14 protein-coding genes and 1 riboswitch are annotated in these 19,552 nt (G+C 70.2%); of the genes, 5 read left to right on the forward strand and 9 right to left on the reverse strand.

Annotated features, from left to right (window positions below; genetic code table 11):
* On the forward strand, positions 1-1,650 hold a 1,650-nt coding region (locus ACK5KK_RS01835), incomplete at its 5' end, for an FAD-binding oxidoreductase (protein WP_416888387.1).
* A gap of 32 nt (positions 1,651-1,682) precedes the next feature.
* Here ACK5KK_RS01835 and typA read toward each other — a convergent pair.
* On the reverse strand, positions 1,683-3,596 hold the full coding sequence (gene typA / locus ACK5KK_RS01840; RefSeq protein ID WP_416888388.1) for a translational GTPase TypA: 1,914 nt from the start codon (positions 3,594-3,596) through the stop codon (positions 1,683-1,685).
* Between the two features lie 64 nt (positions 3,597-3,660).
* Entirely contained in the window at positions 3,661-5,370 is a 1,710-nt protein-coding gene (locus ACK5KK_RS01845) for an ABC transporter ATP-binding protein (protein ID WP_416888389.1), read from the reverse strand.
* A 29-nt stretch (positions 5,371-5,399) separates the two neighbouring features.
* Here ACK5KK_RS01845 and ACK5KK_RS01850 point away from each other — a divergent pair, with 29 nt between their 5' ends.
* Positions 5,400-6,005 carry a PH domain-containing protein gene (locus ACK5KK_RS01850; protein ID WP_416888390.1) on the forward strand — a complete coding sequence of 202 codons (606 nt, stop codon included), beginning with the start codon at positions 5,400-5,402 and terminating at the stop codon, positions 6,003-6,005.
* On the opposite strand, the gene ACK5KK_RS01855 is transcribed toward ACK5KK_RS01850, so the two are convergent.
* From ACK5KK_RS01855 to ACK5KK_RS01865, 3 genes are all read right to left on the reverse strand, one after another.
* Positions 5,996-7,111, reverse strand: coding sequence for an ABC transporter permease (locus ACK5KK_RS01855; RefSeq protein ID WP_416888391.1), 1,116 nt, complete (start codon positions 7,109-7,111; stop codon positions 5,996-5,998). The genes ACK5KK_RS01850 and ACK5KK_RS01855 overlap by 10 nt on opposite strands.
* Before the next feature lies 1 nt (position 7,112).
* Positions 7,113-8,648, reverse strand: a complete 1,536-nt coding sequence (locus ACK5KK_RS01860; RefSeq protein WP_416888392.1) for an ABC transporter permease — start codon at positions 8,646-8,648, stop codon at positions 7,113-7,115.
* Between the two features lie 114 nt (positions 8,649-8,762).
* Complete coding sequence (locus tag ACK5KK_RS01865; protein ID WP_416888393.1) at positions 8,763-10,640, reverse strand: ABC transporter family substrate-binding protein; 1,878 nt, start codon at positions 10,638-10,640, stop codon at positions 8,763-8,765.
* Between the two features lie 193 nt (positions 10,641-10,833).
* Between ACK5KK_RS01865 and ACK5KK_RS01870 the strand changes: the two genes are divergently transcribed.
* Positions 10,834-11,598, forward strand: coding sequence for a CPBP family intramembrane glutamic endopeptidase (locus ACK5KK_RS01870; RefSeq protein WP_416888394.1), 765 nt, complete (start codon positions 10,834-10,836; stop codon positions 11,596-11,598).
* 166 nt (positions 11,599-11,764) lie between these two features.
* On the forward strand, positions 11,765-12,775 hold the full coding sequence (locus ACK5KK_RS01875; protein WP_416888395.1) for a hypothetical protein: 1,011 nt from the start codon (positions 11,765-11,767) through the stop codon (positions 12,773-12,775).
* Between the two features lie 155 nt (positions 12,776-12,930).
* Here the strand turns inward: ACK5KK_RS01875 and gcvP are convergent, their stop codons facing one another.
* From gcvP to ACK5KK_RS01895, 4 genes are all read right to left on the reverse strand, one after another.
* Positions 12,931-15,732 carry an aminomethyl-transferring glycine dehydrogenase gene (gene gcvP, locus ACK5KK_RS01880; RefSeq protein WP_416888411.1) on the reverse strand — a complete coding sequence of 934 codons (2,802 nt, stop codon included), beginning with the start codon at positions 15,730-15,732 and terminating at the stop codon, positions 12,931-12,933.
* 53 nt (positions 15,733-15,785) lie between these two features.
* Complete coding sequence (gcvH, locus tag ACK5KK_RS01885; RefSeq protein ID WP_416888396.1) at positions 15,786-16,166, reverse strand: glycine cleavage system protein GcvH; 381 nt, start codon at positions 16,164-16,166, stop codon at positions 15,786-15,788.
* A complete protein-coding gene (gcvT, locus tag ACK5KK_RS01890) occupies positions 16,163-17,245 on the reverse strand; it encodes a glycine cleavage system aminomethyltransferase GcvT (protein WP_416888397.1) in 1,083 nt (360 codons plus the stop codon). Before gcvT ends, gcvH begins: the two co-directional genes overlap by 4 nt.
* Before the next feature lie 145 nt (positions 17,246-17,390).
* Positions 17,391-17,482: riboswitch (glycine riboswitch) on the reverse strand.
* Positions 17,483-17,536: 54 nt separating this feature from the next.
* Positions 17,537-18,709, reverse strand: coding sequence for a MarP family serine protease (locus ACK5KK_RS01895; RefSeq protein ID WP_416888398.1), 1,173 nt, complete (start codon positions 18,707-18,709; stop codon positions 17,537-17,539).
* A 176-nt stretch (positions 18,710-18,885) separates the two neighbouring features.
* Here ACK5KK_RS01895 and ACK5KK_RS01900 point away from each other — a divergent pair, with 176 nt between their 5' ends.
* Positions 18,886-19,545, forward strand: a complete 660-nt coding sequence (locus ACK5KK_RS01900) for an NUDIX hydrolase (protein WP_416888412.1) — start codon at positions 18,886-18,888, stop codon at positions 19,543-19,545.
* Positions 19,546-19,552 lie beyond the last annotated feature (7 nt).

Here is a 19,552-nt window from a genome sequence, read left to right on the forward strand (position 1 = left end):
CTGTCGTACCTGCAGCCGGGTGACCTCGAAGCCGGCAACGCCCGCATCGACGAGGCGGCGGCGAACGCGGGGCGTGACCCGTCCGAAATCGTGCGGCTGCTCAACGTGTCCGGCCGTGAGAGCGCCGACCAGCTCACCGACCTGGCTGTGGGAGCGGGCGCCTCGACGTTCATCATCGGCGGGGACGACCCGGGTCTGGCGGAGCGGTTCGCCGCCGAGACCATGCCCGCCGTGCGCGCCGCTGTGGCCGCCGAGCGCGCCCGCACCGGCACCGACGCGCACACCGCGCGCCGCAGCGCGAAGGCGCTGAGCCTGCGCCGGCCGGGCATCGCCTACGACGACCTCCCGGCCTCGCTGCGCGAGAGCGCCGTCGAGCCCGGTGACTTCGCCTACCGCACGGCGCACTCGACGTACCTGCGCGGAGGCAAGCCGGGTCTCGTGCTGCGCCCCGGCACGATCGACGAGGTCTCCGACGCCGTGCGCTTCGCGGCCCGGCATCCGGACCTCCCGCTGGGCGTCCGCAGCGGTGGCCACGGCATCAGCGGGCGTTCCACGAACGACGGGGGTCTGGTGATCGACGTCGGCGCGCTGAACGAGATCGAGGTGGTCGACCCGTCCCGGCGGCTCGTGCGCATCGGCCCGGGCGCGCGCTGGGGCGAGGTGGCGCACGTGCTCGAACCCCACGGCTGGGCGATCAGCTCTGGCGACAGCGGGAGCGTCGGCGTCGGGGGGCTGGCCACCGCCGGCGGCATCGGCTTCCTCAGCCGCTCGCAGGGGCTGACCATCGACCGGCTGCGGGCCGCCGACGTGGTCCTCGCCGACGGTTCGCGCGTGCACGTCAGCGCCGACGAGAACCCCGAGCTGTTCTGGGCGATCCGCGGCGCGGGCGCGAGCATCGGCATCGTGGTGTCATTCGAGTTCGCCGCCGCGCCCGTCGGAGAGATCGGCCACGTGCAACTCGCCTTCGACGCAAGCGACACCGCCGGTTTCCTGCGCGGTTTCGCCGACGCGATGGCGGCGTCACCGCGCGACGTCACACTCTTCGCGGTCCTGGCCCCCGGCCGGGGCGGTCAGCCCCCGATCGCGCACGTCTACGGGGTCGTCGACTCCGACGACCCCGACACCATCATCGCCCGCCTGCAGCCGTTCGCGCAGGTCGCGCCGCTGGTCGGCCAGCAGGTCACCCTCACGACGTACGCATCCGCCGTCGCCCACACGCCCGGCGCGGAGTACGGCGGTCAGGGCGAGCCCCACTTCCGGTCGGGGCTGATCGGAGACCTCGACGAGGCCGCCGCAGCGGCGTTGGCCGAGCTCATCACCTCGGGGGCATCGCCGTGGCTGCAGCTGCGCGCCGTCGGCGGCGCCGTCGCCGACGTTCCCACAGCCGACACCGCCTACGCGCACCGCGGCGCGACGTTCGCGGTGACCGCGGTGGGCGCCTCCGCACGCTTCGACGCCCTCTGGAACGACCTGTCCACGCACTTCGAGGGCATGTACCTCAGCTTCGAGACGCGCACCGGGGCGGACATCGTGGCGCAGGCCTTCCCGCCGGAGACGCTCGCGCGGCTGCGCGAGATCAAGCGGCGCGTCGACCCGACAGCGCGCTTCGGCGACAACTTCCCGGTCGATCCGCAGCCCACGATCGCCTGACCCGCACCGTGCGATGCGCGGCGCCGGTCCGATCAGGCGTTGGCGTCCTGGCGCTTGAGGCGAGCCGTCGCCCGGGCACGCTCGGTCTGGTCCAGGATCACCTTGCGGATCCGCACCTTCTCGGGCGTCACCTCGACGCACTCGTCGTCGCGCGCGAACTCCAGCGACTCCTCCAGGGAGAGCTGTCGTGGCGGTGTGAGCTTCTCGAGCTCATCCGCGGTCGACGAACGCATGTTGGTGAGCTTCTTCTCCTTGGTGATGTTCACGTCCATGTCCTCGGAGCGGGTGTTCTCCCCCACCACCATGCCCTCGTACACCTCTTCGGTGGGCTGCACGAAGAAGCTCATGCGCTCCTGCAGCGCCATCATCGCGAACGGCGTCACGACGCCGGCGCGGTCGGCGACGATCGAGCCATTCTGACGCGCCACGATGTGGCCCGCCCAGTCGCCGTACCCGTGCGAGATGGCGTTGGCGATGCCGGTGCCGCGGGTGACCGACAGGAACTCGGTGCGGAAGCCGATGAGACCGCGCGAGGGCACGATGAACTCCATCCGCACCCAGCCGGTGCCGTGGTTGGTCATCGTCTCCATCCGGCCGCGCCGGGCCGCCAGCAGCTGCGTGATCGCGCCGAGGTGCTCCTCGGGCGCGTCGATCGTGAGGTGCTCGAACGGCTCCTGCACCTGGCCGCTGTCCCCCTTGCGGGTGACGACCTGGGGTTTGCCGACGGTCAGCTCGAAGCCCTCGCGTCGCATGTTCTCCACCAGGATCGCCAGCGCCAGCTCACCGCGGCCCTGCACCTCCCAGGCGTCCGGCCGGCCGATGTCGACGACGTTCAGTGACACGTTGCCGATCAGCTCACGGTCGAGACGGTCCTTGACCATCCGCGCCGTGAGCTTGTGCCCCTTGACTTTTCCGACCAGCGGCGAGGTGTTGGTGCCGATCGTCATCGAGATGGCGGGGTCGTCGACCGTGATGGCGGGGAGTGCCCGCACGTCGTCGGGGTCGGCGATGGTCTCGCCGATCGTGATCTCCTCGATCCCGGCGATCGCGACGATGTCCCCCGGCCCCGCGGATTCGGCGGGGTAACGTTCCAGGGCCCGGGTCTTCAGCAGTTCGGTGATGCGGGCGTTGGCATGCGTGCCGTCGTGACGGACCCACGCGACGGTCTGCCCCTTCTTGAGCGTGCCGTTGAACACCCGAAGCAGCGCCAGGCGCCCGAGGAACGGCGAGGAGTCAAGGTTGGTGACCCAGGCCTGCAACGGTGCCTCATCGTCATATTCCGGCGCGGGAACATGTTCCAGGATCGCGCCGAACAGCGGCTCCAGGTCGTCGTTGCCGGGGAGCTCACCGTTGCCGGGGCGGGTGCGGGATGCTGCTCCGGCGCGACCCGAGGCGTACACGACCGGCACGTCGAGCAGCGCGTCCACGTCGAGGTCGGGCACGTCATCGTGCAGGTCGGAGGCGAGGCCCAGCAGCAGGTCGTGGGCCTCCTCCTCGACCTCGGCGATGCGGGCATCCGGCCGGTCGGTCTTGTTCACCAACAGGATGACCGGAAGCTTCGCCTCCAACGCCTTGCGTAGCACGAACCGCGTCTGCGGCAGCGGTCCCTCCGACGCGTCAACGAGCAGGACGACCCCGTCCACCATCGACAGACCGCGCTCGACCTCGCCGCCGAAGTCCGCGTGGCCGGGCGTGTCGATCACGTTGATCGTCACCGGTTCCGTCGCGTGTTCCCCGTTGTAGGTGATCGCCGTGTTCTTGGCGAGGATCGTGATGCCCTTCTCCCGCTCCAGGTCGTTCGAGTCCATCGCGCGGTCCTCGACGTGCGCGTGCTCGCCGAACGAGCCGGTCTGGCGGAGCATGGCGTCGACCAGCGTGGTCTTGCCGTGATCGACGTGCGCGACGATCGCGACGTTGCGGAGGTCGGGACGGAGGGCGCGCGCCATGCAGGTTCCTAAACAGAGTGGGTATGCCGGGATCCCGGCGTCCCCCAGTTTATCGCAGCGCGAATCAGCCCTGCGAGGCGAGCAGAGCCGCACGCGCCTCGCGGCGCTCGCGCTGCTCGGCGGGATCGGGCACCGGCACCGCGGCGATCAGCCGCTGCGTGTACGGATCGCGCGGGTTGCGCAGGATCTGTTCCTTCGTCCCCTGCTCCACGATGCGGCCGTGCTGCATGACCGCGATGCGGTCGGCGAGCATGTCGACGACCGCGAGATCGTGGGTGACGAACAGCGTCGCGAACTGCTTCTCCCGCTGGATCTCCTGCAACAGTTCCAGCACGCGGGCCTGCACCGACACGTCGAGCGCGCTGGTCGGCTCGTCGGCGATCAGCACCTCGGGGTCCAGCGCGAGCGCGCGGGCGATGCCGATGCGCTGCCGCTGCCCGCCGGACAGCTCGTGCGGATAGCGGTTGCGGAAGTCGCGAGGAAGCTCCACGAGGTCGAGCAACTCGCCCACGCGGCGGTCGGTGTCGGACCGGGTCCACTCCGCCAGCTCCAGCGGCTCACCGATCGACACGCCGACCGGCCACCGGGGATTGAGCGACGACCCAGGATCCTGGAACACGATCCCGAGTTTGCGGCGCACCGCGCGCAACTCCGCTTTGCCCACGCCGACCATGTCCTGGCCGGCGACGCGGAGCGACCCCTCGGCCACCGGCGCCAGCCCGACGACGGCTCGCGCTATGGTCGTCTTCCCCGATCCCGACTCACCGACCAGGCCGAGCACCTCACCGGGCTGGATCGACAACGACGCACCCTCGACCGCGCGGAACGCGGCCACCCGACCCCGCGTGGGGTATTCGATCGCGACGCCGTCCAGGTGCAGCGCCGCCGTCGTCTCATCGCGGATCCGGTCGGCATCCGGGGCCGCCTCCCCCATCCCCAAGTGCGGCACCGACGCCATCAGCGCCCGGGTGTAGGGATGCGCGGGATGTCCGAAGATCTGCGCGACGGGGCCGTGCTCGACCACGGCGCCGTCCTTCATCACGATGACCTCGTCGGCCATGTCGGCGACAACCCCCATGTCGTGGGTGATCAGCACGATGGCGGAATCGAGCTTCTGGTGCAGATCGCGCAGCAGATCGAGGATCTCCGCCTGCACCGTGACGTCCAGCGCCGTCGTGGGCTCGTCGGCGATGAGCACACGAGGATCAAGCGCGATGGACTGGGCGATCATCGCACGCTGGCGTTGCCCGCCCGACAGCTGGTGCGGGTAGGAGTCGAAGGCCTTCTTCGGATCGGGCATGTCGACGAGGTCGAGCAGTTCGATGGCCCGGGCCTTCGCTTGGTTGCGGGTCGTGCCCGGGCGGTGGGTCTGCAACGCCTCGCCGATCTGGAACCCGATCGTGTACACCGGGTTGAGCGCCGTCATCGGCTCTTGGAAGATCGCCGCGATCCCCTCGCCGCGCACTTTCCGCAGGGCCTCGGGGGCCGCACCGACCAGCTCACGTCCGCCGAGTTTGGCGCTGCCGGTGACCCGGGCGTTCTGCGGCAGCAGACCCATGATGGCCATCGAGCTCGTGCTCTTTCCCGACCCCGACTCGCCGACGATCGCCAGCACGTGGCCGGGCATGAGGTCGTACGAGACGTGATGGGCGGCGACGGCCCAGGCATCGCCCACCCAGAACTCCACACCGAGGTCGCGTACCTCCAGCGCGGGGCCGTCGAAGCCGGCCGACGCGCTGTCGCCGTTGCCGTGCCGAGGTTGTCGAGCGTTCATCGCGCCGCCTCCCATGTCAGGATGGGCGCATGCCGCAGCCCGTCGTGTTCCGTCCGCGCGGCGGGGTCGTCCTCGCCGCAGCAGCAGTGGTCATGTGCGCCGTGACGCTGGGATACATCGGTGTGACCGACGGCCTCGGCGGCGTCCTGCGCTGGGGCTGGCCGATCGTCGCCCTGGCGTGGGCGGCCTGGTTGTTGTTCATCCGCCCGTCGGTCACCGTGACCGACGGGTTCGTCGAGATCGACAACGTGTTCCGGTCCGCCCGCGTGCCGTGGGGCGACCTGGCCGACGTTCAGACGCGGTTCGCTCTCACCGTGCACACCGCCGACGGCCGCGGCATCCGTGCGTGGGCCGCACCCGCCCCGAGCGCGCGACGGGCCCTCGGGACCCGCCGCGAGGAGGTGTCGCGAACGCCCGGCGACGGCCAGACGCGCCGCCCGTCGGATGCGGAGGGCACCGAGTCGGGAGATGCCGCGACGCTCGTGCGGCGGGCCATCGAGCGCCACCGTCGCAGCGGCGGCACCGACCGGCCCGGCGGCACCGTTAGGACCTGGCACCGCGGATTGCTCGCGACGACCATCCTGCTCGCCGCCGCCGCGGTGTGGAGCCTGGCGCAGACAGCCGGTCACGGCTGACTCTCCCCATCTCCGGTCGGGGCGTCGGACACGATCAGCTTCTCGGCCGAGGGAATCGCGGCGGCCGCCTTGCGGGCCTTGCGGCGATTCACCTTCGACTGCTGCCGGGGGTCGAAAGCATCGCGCAGACCGTCGCCGATGAAGTTGATGCACAGCGCGAGGGTGACGATGAAGATGCCGGGCCACCAGAACAGCCACGGCCGGGTACGGAAGGCCTCCCGGTACTCCGAAATGATCTGCCCGAGGGAGACGTCGGGAGCGGAGATGCCGAAGCCGATGAAGCTCAGCGCCGCCTCGGTGAGCACGGCGGCGCTCATGAGCAGCGTCGTGTTGACGATGATCACCCCGACGGCGTTCGGCAGGATGTGCCGGAAGATGATGCGGGCATCGCTGGCACCGGCGACCCGGGCGGCATCCACGAACTCGCGTTCGCGCAACGAGAGAAAGTCGCCGCGCACCAGCCGCGCCAATCCGGTCCAGCTGAGCACCCCGAGGAAGACTCCGAAGACGATCGCGTTGCCGCCGAACAGGATGCCGAAGATCGACCCGATCACGATGATCGGCATGATGATGACGACATCGGTGAACCGCATGATGAGCGAGTCCGCCCAGCCACGGTAGTAGCCCGACAGTGCGCCCAGGCTCACCCCGACCACCAGCGAGACGACGCCCACGAGCACCATCACGACGATCGACTGCTGGGCACCGCGCATCACCTGCGCGAAGATGTCCTTGCCGAGCGTGTCCTGACCGAACGGGTGTTCCCCGATCTGGAACGGGAACAGGCTCAGGGTCGGCTGCCCGGCATTGACGATCGGGTAGTTGGTCCACCAGTTCAGCGGCCACCAGCCGGCGATCCGCCACCCGTCCACGCGGAGCCCGCCGGCCGAGTCGCCCTGCAGCATCCCGCTGCCGCCGACGACGGTCCCCACCGACGAGAAGGCGAGCACGACGACCAGTGCCAGCACGACCATGGAGATCACGGCGCCTTTGTGCCGGAAGAAACGACGCCGCACCAGGGCGCCCTGACTGAGACCGGCAACGGCCTTCTGTTCGATCGACTGTTCGGAGCCGCGGTCGGCGGGAGTCGGTATCTGTGTCGACATGTCAGCTCACCCGGATCCGGGGGTCGAGGGCGGAGTACAACAGGTCCGCCACCAGGTTGAAGACGACGGCGAGCACGCCGGTGACCACGAAGAACCCCATCACGAGGTTCACGTCGCCGTCGCGGAGCCCGTCGGTGAACAGCAGCCCCATCCCCTTCCACGCGAAGATCGTCTCGGTGATCACGGCGCCGCCGATGAGCGCACCCACGTCGAAGGCGATGATCGTCGTGATGGGGATCAGCGCGTTGCGCATCGCGTGGCGCACGACGACGGTGCGCTCAGTGAGTCCCTTGGCCCGGGCCGTGCGCACGTAGTCCTGGTTCATGACTTCGAGCAGGCTGGAACGGGCGTAGCGGGTGTAGCTGGCGATCGAGACGAGCGCCAGCGCAATGGTCGGCAGGACGAGGTGACCGAAACCGTCGAGGATCTGGAACCACATGTCCCCGCGCAGCCCGGGCGTCTGCGATCCGATCGTGGCGATCACGCCCGACTGCGGGATGCGGTCGAGGTAGGCCGGGTAGACGAGCATGACCCGATCGATCACGATGACGAAGAACGTGAGGAAGCTCACGATCGCCGCTGTGCGCGCCGCCTCCCGGCGGGCGTCGCCGCCCATCAGCAGCCCGACGCCGATGCCCAGGAGCACCGACACGACGTACATGATCAGCAGCATCCAGCCCCGCGGGACGAAGAAGAACAGGAACTGCAGCGGCTGGTACAGTGCGATCCACACCCCCACGACGACCAGCGAAGCGTACAGCGTGCGCCGGTTGGCGAGGCCGGTGGAGACCGCCGTGGCGCCGACGGCGATGGCAAGCCCTGTCACGATGACGCCGATGAACCCGACACCGGGGTGGGCGAACCAGTCGGTCACCGCCAGCAGCGTCATCAGGCCCGCGCCGGCGGCGAACGCGGAGACGAACGTGATCAGCCTCGACCGCGCTGAACCTCCGAGCACGCTCATCACGATGACGCCCGCGACGAGCCCGACGATGAGCACCGCCCACACGGATATCTGCGGATCGGCGAGGAACTGGTTGAAGCGGATGGCGCCGTATTCCTTCAGCAGCACCGCGACCCAGAAGATCGGCAGGGAGTAGACGACGAAGGTGAGGAAGGTGACGGTGTAGTCGAAGCCGCTGTACTGGCGTAGGGCGGTCAGGATGCCGATCGTGATGCCGACGATGATCGCGATGATCGTGGCGGCCGTCACCAGTTGGATCGTGGAACCGGCGGCGGTGGCGACCGCCTCGGTGACGGGTTGGTTGCCGCGGCTGAACGAGACGCCCAGGTCGCACTGCAGGACGACGCATTTGGCGGCCCCGCCCAGCCAGGCGAAGTACCGCACCGGCACCGGCAGGTCCAGACCCAGTTGCTCGGAGCGCGCATCGATGAGCTGCCGGCGGTTGGCACCCTTGTACTGCTGCAGGTCGGCCAGCGGGTCGGTGCCGATCGAGGCCAGGTTGTAGACGATGAACGAGGCGACGATCAGGACGAGCACCGTGGCGCCCAAGCGGCGCAGGATGAAGGTCAGCACGGCCGGGACCGCCGGGGCGAGGCGAGGGTCATTGTGGGGATTCCGTTCGGCAACGTGGCGGGATGCCGGTGGCGGTCGAGGAGGTCCTCGACCGCCACCGGTTCAGGTTCGGCGTCAGCTGCCTTCCGGCGTCCACTCCCAGAAGTTCCAGAAGTAGTCCGGGCTGAGCGGCATCAGCTCGACCCCCGAGACGCGCTTGCTGGAGACGAGCAAGTGCGGGAACTGGAAGATCGGGATCGACACGGCGTCGGCCCAGATCCCCGCCTCCGCGGTCTTCAGCAGCTCGGTCTGCGCATCCGCGTCCGCCGTCACGTTGAGCTCAGCGAGCGCCGCGGTCACGCCCTCGTCGCAGTACCCGTTGTAGTTTCCACTGCGCGTTTCCGGCTTGTCGAGGTCGTAGCACGCGTAGATCTGATCGGAACCGCCCACCGCCAGCGACGTCTGCTGCCACGCGAAGATGGTCGCGTCGTGCGGGTTGATGGGGTTCTTGTCCGCGTCGGTGAACTCCCACAGCGGCTCGCTCTGGTCGACGAGCTGGAAACCGGCCTGCGCCGCGGACGCGGTGATGAGCTCGAACTCCTGGGCGCGCCGGACGTTGCCCTCCGGGTACCAGAACCCCACTTCCACCGGGGCGTCCACGCCGACCTCTTCGAGGAGCGCCTGCGCGCCCGCGATGTCGACTTCGGCGTAGTCGGCCGAGCCGTTGCTGTCAGTGAGCGCCTGGTAGCGGTCCGCGTTGGCCTCGGAGACGAGGTGCGCGTTACGGACGGTCGCCTCCGGGTTCAGCGGCTTGATGATGTTGTCGACGATCTGCTGGCGCGGGATCACTTTCAGGAACGCCTGACGTACCTTGAGCGCCTTCTCCTCGTCGCCGCCGTAGCTGGCCGGGTCGAAGGGACCGCCGTTGTTGACGGTGAGGTCGACGTGTTCGTGCGAGGACTGCACCCCGGTCTGCACGTCGGCGTCGCCGATCGACTCGGCCACCTGCAGGATGTCGGCCGTCGGCTGCCCGGTCCAGATGTCCAGTTCGCCGGTCTGCAGGGCCTGCAGCGCGGTCGTGGAGTCGGCGATGGCGCGCACCGTGATGCGCTCGTACTTCGGGGACGGACCCCACGAGTACAGCGGGTTCGCGACGAGGGTGGTGTACTCGTCCTCCTTGGTGTCCTCGATGACGTACGGGCCGCTCGTGAGGGCGGCGGCGGGACTGTCGGGCAGCGACGTGTAGCTGTAGGCGTTGCTCCAGGCATCGCCCAGCGCAGCGAGCACTTCCTCATCGCCGTTGGTGATCGCGTCGACGACCTTCTGCTTGGCGTCTTCGGCGAAGGCGTTCGCCGCGTCCTGGTACGCGGTGAGGTTCTCATCGCTGGTGTCGCCCATGTAGGACTCGTAGGCGGCCTGCACGTCGGCGTACTCGTCCGGGAACGCCAGTGCGTAGGTGCCGTGCGCGGAGACGCCGAGGACGCCGCCGTTGTAGCTGCCGATCAGCTCCCAGTCCACGTAGGGCTTGTCGAACACGAGCGTGATCTTCTTGTCGTCGGTCTCGGGGACCGCCGTGACCAGTTCGAATCCGGTGGTGGAGGCCGGGGAGAACGCGTCGCTCACGTTGCCCGACATCGCGGCCCACTGCAGCAGCATGTCGGCTGCGTCGATCGGCACGCCGTCGGACCAGACGGCATCCGCCGTGATCGTGAACTCCATCGTCAGCGGGTCGTCGCTGGTCTTCTCGTAGGATCCGAAGTCGGTGTTCCGCTGGAACGCGGGCTCGTTGTCGTAGTACCCGAACATCGTGTCGGTCATGTACTTGATGTTGCCGTTGGCCGTGTTGTTGCCGGCCGAGCTGTCATCGTTGAAGTGGAAGAATCCCTGGTTGTAGGCCACCGCGATCTCGGTGTTCTCCACGACTTCGGACTCGTACGGGTTGGCGCAGCCGGAGAGCGCAAGTGCTCCCACCGCCAGCACGCCGACGCCCGCCGTCAGACGCGTGATCTTCACATTTCCTCCTGTGCAGGGTTGTACGCGCTCCCTGGGTTCGGGCAGCGCGCTGCTACCCCACACGATAGGCAGAGGGCGGCGGGCGCTGTTGTCGCCCCGCGAAACCGTTACAGATCCTTTACTGGAATTGGCGAATCCATGACAATCTGACAACGTGAACCACGCACAACAGGAGTTTTCGCACAGTCGGGGTGTGTCCGCGTCGCGGACCCGACTGTGGTGGGAGATCGGTCTGGTGTTGGCATTGTCGGTCGGGCGGTCGGCGCTGTACTCGGTGCTCTCACTCGTTCAGGCACTGACGCGCGAACAGCCGCTCGCGGGCCAGTCGACGTCGCTCAACCCAGGCGCGAACGCGACGCAGTTCTGGGATGTGCTCTACCAGTTCCTCGGCCAGCTGTTCGCTCTGGCGCCGGTGGCACTGGCGATCTATTTCCTGTGGGAACCGACCCGGTCCGCGTTCGAGAAGATCGGCCTGAACGTCCGGCGTTTCGGGCAAGATCTCGGTGCGGGGGTGCTGCTGGTCGCGGTGATCGGCATCCCGGGGCTGGCGTTGTACGCGGCGGGACGGGCCCTCGGCATCACGGTGCAGGTGGATGCCTCGCCGCTGGACGCCTCGTGGTGGACGGTCCCGCTGCTGCTCGTGGCGGCGCTGCGGGCAGGGCTGACCGAGGAGGTGATCTTCGTGGGGTACCTGTTCGACCGGTTGCGACGGCTCGGGTGGGGCGCGTGGACGATCATCCTCGCCACCGCGGCGCTCCGCGGCGCGTACCACGCGTACCAGGGGTTCGGCGCCATCGTCGGCAATGTCGCGATGGGTGTCGTCTTCGGCTGGGTGTACCAGCGCTGGGGTCGGGTGATGCCGCTCGTGATCGCGCACGTGCTGATCGACGTCGTCGCGTTCATCGGCTACCCCCTCGCCGCCGCCTGGTGGCCCGCCCTCTTCGCCCTCCCCACCTGACCCGCCCCCCTGCCCCCGAAGCCCGCGAGACTACAGCGGCGGTATCGAGACCCCGCGAATTCCGCAGGGTCTCGATACCGCGCGTGTAGTCTCGCGGGTCAGTGGGGCGGGTGGGGGCGTCGACTCCTCCCCGGCGGCGCGGGCGGGGAGGTTGTCCACACTGCGGGTGACTGTCACGGTGCGGCGGGCGTGGGGAGCGGATGCTGGGGGCATGCTGCTCCACGACCAGTCCGCCGTCGCCCCGAGTCCGATCGCCCTGTTACGGTCCCGCGATGTCAGCAACGCGGATCGGGAGGTCTCGGCGGGAAGGCTCGTCCGCGTGCGGCGCGGGGTGCTCGCCCCCGCCGCCGGGTGGGACGAACTTGCACCCTGGGACCGATATCTTGCGCGCGTGCACGCCGTCGCCCTCACCCAGCCCGGGGTCGTCTTCTCGCACGAGTCCGCCGCCGCATTGTGGCGGATGCCGGTGCTCGGCGACCCCCGTGTCGTTCACGTGACCGCCGACCCGACCCGGTCGGCTCGCCTCGTCGGCGGGGTGCGACTGCACACCAGCAGCGACCATGACGAGGTCGTCGACGTTGCCGGCATCCTCATCGCCACCCCCGGCAGCACCGCCGTCAGCCTCGCCCGCAGCCGTCACCCCGCGCTCGGCCTCGCCAGTGCCGATGCGGCACTCCGGGTCGATCCGGCACTGGGCCGGGATCATCTGATCGACGACAACGAACACCGCGCGACCGCTCGGGGCCGACGGTACGCGCGATGGGCGTTGCAACGCGCGGACGGCCAGGCGGCCAGCGTGCTGGAGTCGTTCAGCCGCGCGGTCATCGAGTGGCTGGGCTTTCCCGAACCCGACCTGCAGCGGCCGTTTCCCACGGGACACGGCAGCTCCGAGTACGCCGACTTCTGGTGGGAGTGGCTCCGCCTCGTCGGCGAGGCCGACGGCGACCTGAAGTACGACGGCCGGTTCGGGGACGGCCTGCAGCAGTTGCAGCGCCGGCGCGACCGTGACCTCCGGCTGCTCGCCGCCGACGCCGACAACGTCGTGCACTGGGGCTGGCCGGAACTGCGCCTGATCGACCCGGTCCGTGCCGCGCTCACCGGCGCCGGGCTTCGAGCCGTCCACCCCGAAGACTCCGCCGCTCTGGCTTCCTTCCGCGCCCTGCTCTTCTCCCGGTGAGACCCCGCCGGCCCGGCGCCAGACCCGCGAGACAGCAGCCGCGGGGTCGAAACCCTGCGAAATCCGCGCGGTCTCGATCACACCGCTGCGGTCTCGCGGAGCCGGAGGAGGAGGGGGAGGGAAGGAGGAGGAGGAGGAGGAGCCCGGCTCCGGGCTCACGTGAAGGCGGAGACCGGGGGGCAGGAGCACACGAGGTGCCGGTCGCCGTAGGCGTTGTCGACCCGCCGCACGGGCGGCCAGTACTTCGCCTCGGAGAGTTCGGCCGCCGGGTAGACGGCGATCTCGCGCGAGTACGGATGGTCCCACTGCGACGACACCGCCATCTCGGCCGTGTGCGGTGCGTTCACGAGCGGATTGTCGGATGCCGGCCACTGACCGGCCGCGACCGCGACCGCCTCGGCCTTGATCGCCGACATCGCCGCCACGAAACGGTCCAGTTCGGCGAGGTCCTCCGACTCGGTAGGCTCCACCATGAGCGTCCCGGCCACCGGGAACGACATCGTGGGCGCGTGGAAGCCGTAGTCGATCAGCCGTTTCGCGACGTCGTCCACCGTGACCCCGGTCTGCTCCTTCAGGGGCCGCAGATCGAGGATGCACTCGTGCGCGACCAGCCCGCCCTCCCCCGCGTACAGCACCGGGAAGTCGTCCCGCAGTCGGGCCGCGATGTAGTTCGCCGCCAGCACCGCGGCGCCGGTGGCCTCGCGCAGCCCGTCCGACCCCATCATCCGCACGTAGGCCCACGTGATCGGAAGGATGGATGCCGACCCGTACGGCGCCGCCGAGACCGGGCCGCCGTCGAAGACGAACCCGCCCGCGTGTTCGGCGCGCTGGGCCATCGGATGCGAGGGCAGGAACGGCGCCAGGTGCGCCTTTGCCGCGACCGGGCCGACACCCGGGCCGCCGCCGCCGTGCGGGATCGCGAACGTCTTGTGCAGATTCAGGTGCGACACGTCACCGCCCAGTTCGCCCAGCCGGGCGTAGCCGAGCAGGGCGTTGAGGTTGGCCCCGTCGATGTAGACCTGGCCGCCGGCGGCGTGCACCGCCGCCGTGATCTCGCGGACGTCGTGCTCGTAGACCCCGTGCGTCGAGGGATACGTGATCATCAGTGCGGCGAGCGCATCGGTGTGCGCGGCGATCTTGGTGCGCAGGTCGCCGAGGTCCACGTTGCCGCGTTCGTCGCAGGCGACCTGCACCACCCGCATGCCCGCCAGCACCGCCGATGCGGCGTTCGTGCCGTGCGCCGATGACGGGATGAGGCACACGGTGCGGTTCTCATCGCCGCGGGAGCGGTGGTAGCCGCGGATGGCGAGCAGGCCCGCCAGCTCGCCCTGCGATCCGGCGTTCGGCTGCAGTGACACGGCGTCGTACCCGGTGAGCTCGGCCAGCCACGATTCCAGTTGGTCGATCATCACGAGGTACCCGGCGACGTCGTCGACGGGAGCGAAGGGGTGCAGTCCCGCGAACTCGGGCCACGACACCGCCGCCATCTCGGTGGCCGCGTTGAGTTTCATGGTGCACGAGCCCAGCGGGATCATGCCGCGGTCGAGGGCGTAGTCGCGGTCGCCGAGCCGCTTCAGGTAGCGCATCATCGCCGTCTCGGAGCGATACCGGCTGAACACCGGATGCTGGAGGTAGGCGTCGTCGCGGCGCAGGCCGTCGAGGAGGGCGTCGCCCCCCGCCGTCACCGCGTCGCTCCCGACCGGCCCCGGTGCGGCCGCGACCAGCGACGCCAGCGCGCGGACCTGCTCGACCGTCGTGGTCTCGCCGACCGAGATCCCCACGGAGTCGGCATCGCGGAACCACAGGTGGAAGCCCTGTTCCCGGGCCGCTTCGATCACGATGTCGGCGCGGCCGGGGGTGAGTGCGACCACCGTGTCGAAGAACGCATCGTGCAGCACGGCCACGCCGGCCGAGACCAATCCGTCGCGCAGCAGCGCCGCCGTGCGCGCAACCTCGGTGGCGATCGCCCGCAACCCCTCGGGACCGTGGTAGACCGCGTACATCGAGGCCATGACCGCCAGCAGCACCTGTGCGGTGCAGATGTTCGACGTCGCCTTCTCGCGGCGGATGTGCTGTTCCCGCGTCTGCAGCGACAGCCGGTAGGCCGGACGCCCGTCGGCGTCCTGCGAGATCCCGACCAGCCGGCCGGGGAGCTGGCGTTCCAGTCCGGTGCGCACGGCCAGGTACCCCGCGTGGGGACCGCCGAACCCGAGGGGCACGCCGAACCGCTGCGTCGTGCCCGCCGCGATGTCAGCGCCCAGCTCGCCCGGCGAGCGCAGCAGGGTCAGGGCCAGCAAGTCGGCGGCCACCACGACGAGCCCGCCCGCCTCGTGCACCTGCGCGATCACCGCGGCGGGGTCCCACACCCGCCCGGTCGCTCCCGGGTACTGCACGAAGGCGCCGAACGCGTCCGGCAGCTCGGCGACGTCGACGTCGGTCTCGATGATCCGGATGCCGAGCGCGGCGGCCCGGTGAGCCAGCAGCGCCCGGGTCTGCGGCAGGGCGTCGGCGTCGACGAGGAACACGTCGGATGCCGATCCGGAGGCGCGGCGGGCCACCAGCATCCCTTCCACGACTGCGGTCGACTCGTCGAGCATCGACGCTCCCGCCGTGGCGAGCCCGGTGAGGTCGGTGACCATCGTCTGGAAATTGAGGAGAGCTTCCAGCCGGCCCTGGGAGATCTCGGGCTGGTACGGCGTGTACGCGGTGTACCAGGACGGGTTCTCCAGCACGTTGCGTGCGATGACCGACGGCGTGATCGTCTCGTAATAGCCCAGCCCGATCATGGCGTGCGCGGGGCGGTTCGCGCCGGCGAGCGCGCGGAGCTCGGCGAGTGTCTCGGCTTCGCTGGCCGCGTCCGGGATGACGGTGTGGGCGACCGGGGCGGCGTGGAGAGATGCCGGTACGGCCCGTTCGACCAGGGCGGCGACGCTGTCGTGACCGGACGCGGTCAGCATGCGTTGCTGGGCGGCGGCGTCGGTTCCGATGTGGCGCGCGGTGAACGCAGCGCTCACGCGTCGCCGCCGGTGAGGGCGACGTAGGCGTCGCGGTCCATGAGCGCGGCCACCGCCGCCGGGTCGACCCGCACCCGGACGAGCCAGGCGGCGAACGCGTCGGCGTTGACCAGGGACGGGTCGGCATCGACGGCGTCGTTGACGGCGACGACCTCGCCGGTGACCGGCGCGTACAGATCGCCGACCGACTTGGTGGACTCGATCTCGCCGCACGACTGGCCGGCGGTGATCGTGGCCCCGACGGCGGGCAGGTCGACGTAGACGACATCGCCGAGCTGTTCGGCGGCGTAGTCGGTGATGCCGACGGTCGCGACGTCGCCGTCGAGGGCGACCCACTCGTGCTCGGCGGTGTACTTCAGTGCAGTGAGGTCGGTCATGACGTTCTCCGGTAGAAGGGCAGGGGGATGACGGATGCCGGCACGTGCGTTCCGCGCACGTCCAGCAGGAGCTCGGTGCCGGCGGCGGATGCCGACGGGTGGACGAAGGCCATGGCGATCGGGTGCCCCAGGGTCGGGCTCAGCGCGCCGGAGGTGACCTCGCCTACGCGCGTTCCCCGCGCGTCGAGCACGGCGTAGCCGGCACGGCCGGCGCGGCGGCCCTCGGCCACGAGGCCGACGAGCACCGGCGCATCGGCCTCGGCGGCCGTCCCGCGGCGCTGCAGGCGCGCGAGCCCGACCTGGGCGGGGTGCACCCCGGCGCCCAGTTCGTGCCCGTACAGCGGCATCCCCGCCTCCAGGCGGAGCGTGTCGCGTGCGGCGAGCCCGGCGGGGATGAGGCCAAGCGGACGCCCCGCATCGAGCAGAGCATCCCACAGTGCCGGGGCCAGGTCGCGGTGCACGTACAGCTCGAAGCCGTCTTCCCCCGTATAGCCGGTGCGGGCGATGTGCACGACCGCGGGCGTCGCGTCCGCGTCGGCCGCGAAGGTGCCGCGGGTCTTGCGGTAGAAGCGCACGTCGAGGTCGTCGACGTGCAGGCCGACCGCCCCGCGGAGCACGTCCGCCGAGACGGGCCCCTGCACCGCGAGCAGGGCGAGCTCGTCGGTGGCGTCGTGCACCGTCACGTCGAATCCCTCGGCTCGCGCCGTCAGTGCGGTCGCGACGACGTCGCGGTTGCCGGCGTTGGCGACGACGACGTACCGGGTCGCGCTGTCGCGGTACACGATGAGATCGTCGAGGGTGCCGCCGTCCTCGGCCAGCAACAGCGAATACTTGGCCTGGTCGTCGCTGAGGGTTGACAAAGGTCCGGCGAGCGCGGCGTCGAGGTACGCGCCGATGTCGGCGCCCTCGACCAGGAACTCGGCCATGTGCGAGATGTCGAACAGCCCCGCCGCGGTGCGCACCGCGTGGTGCTCGGCGAGGTCGGAGGTGTAGCGCACCGGCATCGACCAGCCGCCGAAGTCGGTGAAGGTCGCGCCCAGCGCGACGTGACGATCGTGAAGCGGGGTGGTGCGAGTCATGAGTTCTCCCGGATCGGGCGGATGCCGTCGTCGGCATCCGAGAACTCCCCCTCTGTCATTGGCCTGAGAGTTTCCTCCCGCTCCTGAGGGAAGCGGGGGTTTCACCGTCGGCACGACCCACGGGCGGGTCGTTTTCCAGAGTGGCCGGGCGTGCGCGGTACGCGGACCTGAGAGATTGGCGGGGAGGCTTGCTCCTTCGGTGCCCGACCGGAGTCGGTGCTCTCCCGCGCACGTCGTGCGGCCTGTCTTCAGTTTGCCCCGTCAGCATACCGCTCGGCGGGGCCGGGTGCACTACGTTGTGCACGCTCCGCTGGAAACGCTCGCCGAGGCTGACGATGTGGCCGCCAGCACCGGGTCGAGTTCGTCGGTCGTCATCGCGTAGCCGCGGCGGTCCTCATCGATGCCGCGGGCGAAGACGACACCGACGACCTCGCCGTCGTCGGTGAGCACGGGGCCGCCGGAGTTGCCGGGGCGCACGTCCGCGTCGAGCGCGTACAGGTCGCGCGGCGAGATCGCGTCGTCGTAGATGTCGGTGACCGGTGCGGTGCCCACCGACACCACGAATCCGGGACCGCTGTGGAAGGGTCCGCCCAGCGGGTACCCCTGCACCGCGACCGCCGTGCCTGCGGCGACGGGTTCGGCGACCTCCAGCGGGGCCGCTCCGAGGTCGTCGACGGCGATGACGGCGAGGTCGTCGTCCGGATCGAAGTACACGATCCGTCCCTCCCGGGGCGGACGTGCGGGCAGTTCCACGACCGGGGTGTCGACGCCCGCGACGACGTGGGCGTTGGTGACCACCAGGTCGTCGGCCACCACGAACCCGGAGCCGGTCATCGACACGCCGCAGGAGTACGCGGTGCCGCTGATGCGCGCCACCGAGGCTGCTGCGCGTTCCAGGTCGGGATCGTCCAGGGTGATCGGCGGCGAGGTGGGCTGCACCTGCGGCGCCAACAGCACTCGCACCTGCGGGATGCCCTCCTCCACGACGAATCCGCGCAGTTCCGCCAGCGCGCCGTCGACCGGTGCCGGGGTGAGCGCGTCGAGCATGCCGATCACGCGGGACGACCCGACCGCGGTCGACAGGACCGGGGTACCCGATGCCGTGATGCTGCCGGCGAGGAGCAGCAGGACCAGCCCCGCCACCGCGGTGTCGACGATCCCACCGAGGACGCGGTCGAGGGCGCCGAGCTTCGCCTTGTCGACGTGGCGGCGCAGCGCCATGCCTGCGGCGACACCCAGGGCGGCGCACGCGGCGACGATCGCGACGGCGACGACCGTGAGGACGAGCGTGCGGTACTGCCAGTCGGCGACACCGCGCGCGACCAAGGGCACGACCCACACCGCCGCGACGGTGCCGATCGCGAGGCCGATCAGGGCACCGGCGGTGGCGAGCAAGCCGCGCGCGATGCCGATCGCCGCGCCGACGGCGAGCACCAGGACGGCGAGGATGTCGACGATCAGCACACGGCCAGGCTAGGAGTCCCAACTGGGAACACTCCGGTTGCACTTCGGGTGGGTATGACTCTAAGATCGACCCGAGAGTTAGAGTCACCATGACACAAACAGCGTCCCTCCCCACCACTGCCGCCGAACGCACCCGCGGCGCCGTCGGCGTACGCTCCGACGGCATCCGTGTCGCCGTGTCGACCGTGATCTTCAGCCTCCGTCGGCCGTCCGGCGACGCGGAGCCGACCGTCGTGCTGCCGCTGGTGCGCCGCACCCGCGACCCGCACGAGGGCCTGTGGGCGCTCCCGGGCGGGTGGCTCGGCGACGCCGAGAACCTGGAAGGGGCCGCGTCCCGCACCCTCGCCGAGACGACCTCGCTGGACCCGAGCTACCTGGAACAGCTCTACGCGTTCGGCGCCGTCGACCGCTCCCCCAGCCGCGTCATCTCGATCGTGTACTGGGCGCTCGTGCGCGAAGAGGTCGCCTCCACCGCGCACCGCGAGCGCGTCGACGACGACAACGTCGCGTGGTTCGATGCCGATGACCTGCCCCCGCTCGCGTTCGACCACACCGCGATCGTCGGGTACGCGCTGTGGCGCCTGCGCAACAAGGTCGGCTACAGCCGCATCGCGCACGGGCTGCTCACGGACGAGTTCACCGTCGCCGACCTGCGGGAGGTGTACCAGGCGATCCTGGGCCGCCGCCTCGACCCGGCCAACTTCCGCCGCCAGGTGGAGAGTTCCGGCAACCTGCTTCCCACCGACCGATTCCGAACCGGCAGCCACCGGCCGGCGCGCTTGTACCGCAGCAATCCCGATGTCGAGCTGGCCGACCGCGGCCCGCTCGCCGAGTGAAGGACGA

This window comes from Microbacterium sp. (assembly GCF_047972865.1).
GTDB lineage: Bacteria > Actinomycetota > Actinomycetes > Actinomycetales > Microbacteriaceae > Microbacterium.